The sequence below is a fragment of the Alteromonas sp. HB246098 genome, assembly GCF_054890645.1.
In genome coordinates, this window is sequence record NZ_JBTZUG010000015.1 from 1 (window position 1) to 4987 (window position 4987).

A 4987-nucleotide genomic window follows, 5' to 3' on the forward strand; every position below is an offset into this window, starting at 1 on the left:
GGGGCGGCTTCGCCATTATGCCCCACATGTCTGCGCCCGTTATTGGAAAGTTATGTTGCATATGAATTCAAATGACTAAGATTCGTAAATCAGGAATTGCCCTTTATCTCGCACTCATTGGCTTTTCTCTATCTAAAATCATTGGTTTGTTTTTGGGAGCTATAATTGGTGCCTTAGTGGCAGCGACAATTGCTGAAACAAATAGTCCATCAATTATCGAATATTTTGTATGGTGTGGTGGCTTTGCTTTGTTGGGTATTTTTGTAGGTTCCATCGCAAATATGCCTCATAAGAATCCGGATAAATCAAAGAGTGACGTAGGTTCAGCAGATCCCAAAATGTCAGCCCCAGATGACTTTGGCGGAGGCGGTGGTTGTGACTAAGCAACATAACAAAAAAATTAAGCACGCCCGCTGCGCGGGCTGGGACGCAAACATGCGGGGCGGCTTCGCCATTATGCCCCACATGCTTGCGCCCCTTATTTAAAAGTTAGCCATCAAGGATAGATCTATGAAGTACTTTACATTGTTGGTATCAATTTTCGGGACTCACTTAAATGCCCACGCGTGTTCAATTTTTGGCTCGCAACTTTTTAAGCCTAATTTAGAGTATTGGGAACAACATCCTGGTCCAGCTCAAAAAAATCACAACGAAGAGGGAGAGTATTGGGAATCAGTCCCTGTACCTGTTGTATCCGAAATTATGGTTGAACGCGCAACCTATCAAGACAACAACTCTTGCTCGGATGCAGGCATTTTAAGTTTAACAGTTTCATTACCAGACACATCGACATATGAACTCGATGAGTTTGGCGTATATTTTCATGTGATTGACGGCGATTTGCCGGATATGATCTTCCCAAATACTCCGCTCACAGGAACAATCAAAGAAAACAAAATGTATTTTCTATTCCCATGGTTAGACCAAAAGCCCCGATTCCAGAAGCCACTGGATATACGTCTTGAAGTAAGGCTTGTGACAAACGGATTGGATTTAGGTAGAGCTGGCATTGTTAACATCAAGCAGGTTGATGGCTAACAATCACATTAAGTCGCTCGCAGGCTCGCTGGGACAGTAACACATGGGCTCTGTCGCTTCGCTCGGATTTTAGCCCATGTGTTACTGCCCCTTATGTGGGTGTTAGGGCTCACAAGGAAGTTTTATGAACCAAGCAGAAATTAAGATTATGGAAAATATAGAAAAATACGGATGCCATGTTACTTCTGTATTTGACCCCAAAGAAGAAGATCCTAATTTCACTTATACCGTCGGCATCAACAAACAGGAAAATCGTCCAGAAGTCATTATCCTTGGTCTAAGAAGTGAATTGTCCTCCTGGATTTCAAATGAATATAATCGCCGCGTCCAAGAGGGAGAAATTTTTACGGAAGAAGGCTTTTATGACGGGTTCCTCAATGGATTTGAAGTTTGCTTTAAACCTGTAGCAAAGAGGTTTAAAGAAGAATTTATGCTTTCGTGTAATTGGTTGTATAAGGGTACTGATTACCCAGCACTTCAGCTAATATTTCCTACCGTCGATGGCATATGGCCATGGGAAGCAAACGCCTCAGATAGCTTTAAAGTACTGCAACCAAGCTTTCAGGATATATCGGCATGGTGAGCCCTAACAATCTGCTGTAGTCGCTCGCAAGCTCGCTGGGACGCAAACACATGGGCTGCGTCACTTCGTTCCTAATTTTAGCCCATGTGTTTCCGCCCCTAAGCAGGGAGTTATAAGCCAAAGGTTAAAGCATGACACCCGTGTACATAGTTGCTGTTCTGATTGGAATACATATTGTGTGGGCATTTTTGAACATGGTCGCCTTCAAAGACACTTTTTTCATCAGAAGTTATACCAAGTACTTATTAGGGCTTTTAAATTGGCTAGTTCCACTAATAGGCCCAGTAGTTGTTCACTTGTGCATAAAAAGCTCGTATGCGGCTGGTAACGCAGGCAGTCCTGTTAAAGATAGTACTGGTGGTAGTAATCTGTATTCTGGTAATGAAGGCTCTGGATGTGGCGGGAACTCAGATTAATTACCTTTAGAGTGTGGATGTATTAACAATGGCTTATAACAAGCCAATAAACGCACTCACTACGTTCGCTGGGACGCATACAAGCGGGGCGGCTTCGCCATTATGCCCCACATGTCTGCGCCCGTTATTGGAAAGTTATGTGGCAATTGAGAATGACTCGATGTATTAACATTTTGCTTGCAGTTGTTTTGTGCGGTTGCACGGCGACCAAGCCTAAAGAAGTAGAATTAAGCTTCTCGTATCAGGATAACTACGACTATTTTGGGTACGTTACTCATTGGGTTAGAAACACTGAAATTCCCCCTGCCGATGACAATATAGTCGGAGCTAAAAAGGACTTTGCACTCTGTAAAAGTGAAATGAAAGATCATTTAGTTGATAATCAATTACCTAGTCAAAATGTCCAATACGCGTTTATCGTAGAATGCATGTACAAAAAGGACTGGTTCTTATCTGCCGAAACTTATATGGTTACGCAGTAGACCACATAACAAACCAAGTAAGCGGGACAATAACACGTGGGCTCCCGTCACTTCGTTCCGTATTATAGCCCACATGTTATTGCCCCTTCTTGGGGTGTTATGTGCCACTTAAAACTAGAAACCTATGACTAGAATTTTTCATACTCAACTCAGCTTAAAGTCACTTATCAAAATATCTGCAACCATCAATTTTATAGGTGGATTAGTATTTGGAGTTCTCATTTTTATTATTGCGCTTTTCGGAGAACCGACCATAGTCGATTTAATTTCAGTAGTAGCAACACCAGCAGTTTCGGTTGTAAATGGCGTTATGATGGCCTTAGTAGCGTATCCATTTTATAAACGGTGGTGCGCAAAAATTAAAGGTCAGAAAGTTAGTGGTTTTTTCGTGGAAGTATCAAGCGATGGCACATAACAAAAAAATTAAGTCACTCACTTCGTTCGTTGGGACGCATACATGCGGGGCGGCTTCGCCATTATGCCCCACACGCCTGCGCCCCTTATTTAAAAGTTATGTTCTACAAGGATAAGTTGATGAATAGGCTCTTTATATCGCTGTTACCTTTACTATTATTAATTACTTCCACGCCAGTTAAGGCTGCTCCAGATATCACAGAATTGGAAAAATTAGCTAGTACCTCAGATAAGCTTGCAAGCATAGCTAGGGAATGCAAAACATCAGAGGACACTTCTTCCTCTTCCTGCAGAGAATTTATTAAGGAATTTAACAAAGGGAACGTTAATATGCAGATTAAACTCTTTAGTAAAAATCTTAAGCAAAATTTTTCTTTAGACAAAGATTTAGCGTTAAAAACATTAACGTCTATAGGCGTTATTTCAGAAGCATTAACGTTTGTGTTTGAAGAAAAAACAAAGGAAGTAAAAGGGCGAACATAACAAAAAAATTAAGTCACCCGCTTCGCGGCCTGGGACGCAAATATGTGGGCTGACTCGCTCCGCTCGGATTTTAGCCCACATATCTGCGCCCCTTATTTTAAAGTTATACGTCGAACAGGCATCAAGGATGATTTTTAATAAATTCATGAGAGTATTCAAAGAAACGAAAGGGATGCCAAAGTTATTCCGGTTTCAGCATATGCTCAACTCAATTACATATTCACTAATGGTGTTATTTGCTTTTTGGCCTTGGCCAAACGGAGAGTATTCGTTGAATGGACGCAGCCTTACTTACCAAGAATTTTGGTTAACAGGCATGGCGCCCGGCTTTCTGTTATTTAGCATACTAATCATTGCAATTTGCTTCGCTTCTGTGAATAAACACTGGACTGGCCGCGTTGGTACTTTTTTATACTGGGCATCTATTATTGCCTTCATGTCTTTTTATTCTTTAACTGGGGTTGTAATCGGTGGGGCAATAATAGCTGTTTGGACGTACTATGTGTTCTATAGCACTGGCATGAGGCAGTTTTTTGTTCAGTCAAACGTATAACAAACAAATTATGGCACTCGCTGCCGCTCGCTGGGACACAAACACGTGCGCGGCTTCGCCATTATTGCACACGTGTTTGCGCCCCATATTTGGAAGTTATAAGCCAAGAGGTTTTAATGGAATTTAAAGACCTACCACTACATGATGGATTAGTAAAAACCATTTCAATAAATTGGTCTGGTAAGACCGCTGAGATTTTCTTAGATTGCTTCTTAATGCCAAACCAAAGTGCTCAGCCATGTTCATTAACGTTTTCCGGCATTTCCTCAATTAACGTACCAATGGCTACACCTTGGGGTGAATCTAACTCTATTAATATGGCAAGGGTTCAAAACAACCTTTTTCAAATTGAATTACAAAGTGGTGACACATTGCAACTTGAGGCAACAGCTTTTGACTTCGAAACAATTGGCTTATAACAACTCAATAAACTCGCTCACTCCGTTCGCTGGGACGCATACACGCGGGGCGGCTTCGCCATTATGCCCCACATGTCTGCGCCCGTTATTGAAAAGTTATACATTCTCGAGGCATAGGTTATTTTAATTAAAGCGATAAAGAGCCAGTTAAACCTTAAACCGTATTATTACGAAAAGTCCGCGAAGGTTGGTACTACCGGGTGCATTGTGGGAGGACTCATAGCTTATTTATTGTTTATGAAAATCGTGCCAATGTTCGGTGTAGATCTTGAGGTCCCACTAAAAGAATATAGCGATCAAATAGTGTATTCGGTTTTTGGTTTTGGAATACTAATGGTATTTTGCTGCATATATTTATTTTGTTCACTTTGCGCAGCAATTTACTTTTTTCACATGGTCAAGAATGGGAGCCTTGATGCAGAAGACTATTTCAATATTGTTTTCAAAAGTCAGTACCCTACTCATTGGCAGCGAAAGTGAAGAACCGTATGTATAACAAACCACTCAAGGCACTCGCGGTGCTCGCTGGGACGCTAATACATGGGCTGCGTCACTTCGTTCCTAATTTTAGCCCATGTATTATCGCCCCTTAGTGGGGT

At 41.5% G+C, this 4987-nt stretch carries 8 protein-coding genes; all 8 read left to right on the forward strand.

What is annotated here, in order from left to right; all coding sequences use genetic code 11:
• Positions 1-71 precede the first annotated feature (71 nt).
• The 8 genes from ACYTPF_RS19255 to ACYTPF_RS19290 all read left to right on the forward strand — a co-directional run bounded on the left by ACYTPF_RS19255 (position 72) and on the right by ACYTPF_RS19290 (position 4388).
• Positions 72-383 (forward strand): hypothetical protein, encoded by a 312-nt coding sequence (locus ACYTPF_RS19255; protein ID WP_461853336.1) that lies wholly within the window; start codon positions 72-74, stop codon positions 381-383.
• Between the two features lie 127 nt (positions 384-510).
• On the forward strand, positions 511-1038 hold the full coding sequence (locus tag ACYTPF_RS19260; RefSeq protein WP_461853337.1) for a hypothetical protein: 528 nt from the start codon (positions 511-513) through the stop codon (positions 1036-1038).
• A 124-nt stretch (positions 1039-1162) separates the two neighbouring features.
• Positions 1163-1621 carry a DUF4262 domain-containing protein gene (locus ACYTPF_RS19265; protein WP_461853338.1) on the forward strand — a complete coding sequence of 153 codons (459 nt, stop codon included), beginning with the start codon at positions 1163-1165 and terminating at the stop codon, positions 1619-1621.
• Between the two features lie 131 nt (positions 1622-1752).
• Positions 1753-2037: a hypothetical protein gene (locus ACYTPF_RS19270; protein WP_461853339.1), complete on the forward strand. Its 285-nt coding sequence runs from the start codon at positions 1753-1755 to the stop codon at positions 2035-2037.
• A 152-nt stretch (positions 2038-2189) separates the two neighbouring features.
• Entirely contained in the window at positions 2190-2519 is a 330-nt protein-coding gene (locus ACYTPF_RS19275) for a hypothetical protein (protein ID WP_461853340.1), read from the forward strand.
• A gap of 124 nt (positions 2520-2643) precedes the next feature.
• Positions 2644-2934 carry a hypothetical protein gene (locus ACYTPF_RS19280; RefSeq protein WP_141152202.1) on the forward strand — a complete coding sequence of 97 codons (291 nt, stop codon included), beginning with the start codon at positions 2644-2646 and terminating at the stop codon, positions 2932-2934.
• Between the two features lie 119 nt (positions 2935-3053).
• Entirely contained in the window at positions 3054-3416 is a 363-nt protein-coding gene (locus ACYTPF_RS19285) for a hypothetical protein (RefSeq protein WP_461853341.1), read from the forward strand.
• A gap of 669 nt (positions 3417-4085) precedes the next feature.
• On the forward strand, positions 4086-4388 hold the full coding sequence (locus tag ACYTPF_RS19290; RefSeq protein ID WP_461853342.1) for a hypothetical protein: 303 nt from the start codon (positions 4086-4088) through the stop codon (positions 4386-4388).
• Positions 4389-4987 lie beyond the last annotated feature (599 nt).

Coding starts and splice junctions, on each gene's coding strand:
- ACYTPF_RS19255 (WP_461853336.1), top strand. CDS start 72: ATGACTAAGATTCGTAAATCAGGAATTGCCCTTTATCTCGCACTCATT.
- ACYTPF_RS19260 (WP_461853337.1), top strand. CDS start 511: ATGAAGTACTTTACATTGTTGGTATCAATTTTCGGGACTCACTTAAAT.
- ACYTPF_RS19265 (WP_461853338.1), top strand. CDS start 1,163: ATGAACCAAGCAGAAATTAAGATTATGGAAAATATAGAAAAATACGGA.
- ACYTPF_RS19270 (WP_461853339.1), top strand. CDS start 1,753: ATGACACCCGTGTACATAGTTGCTGTTCTGATTGGAATACATATTGTG.
- ACYTPF_RS19275 (WP_461853340.1), top strand. CDS start 2,190: ATGACTCGATGTATTAACATTTTGCTTGCAGTTGTTTTGTGCGGTTGC.
- ACYTPF_RS19280 (WP_141152202.1), top strand. CDS start 2,644: ATGACTAGAATTTTTCATACTCAACTCAGCTTAAAGTCACTTATCAAA.
- ACYTPF_RS19285 (WP_461853341.1), top strand. CDS start 3,054: ATGAATAGGCTCTTTATATCGCTGTTACCTTTACTATTATTAATTACT.
- ACYTPF_RS19290 (WP_461853342.1), top strand. CDS start 4,086: ATGGAATTTAAAGACCTACCACTACATGATGGATTAGTAAAAACCATT.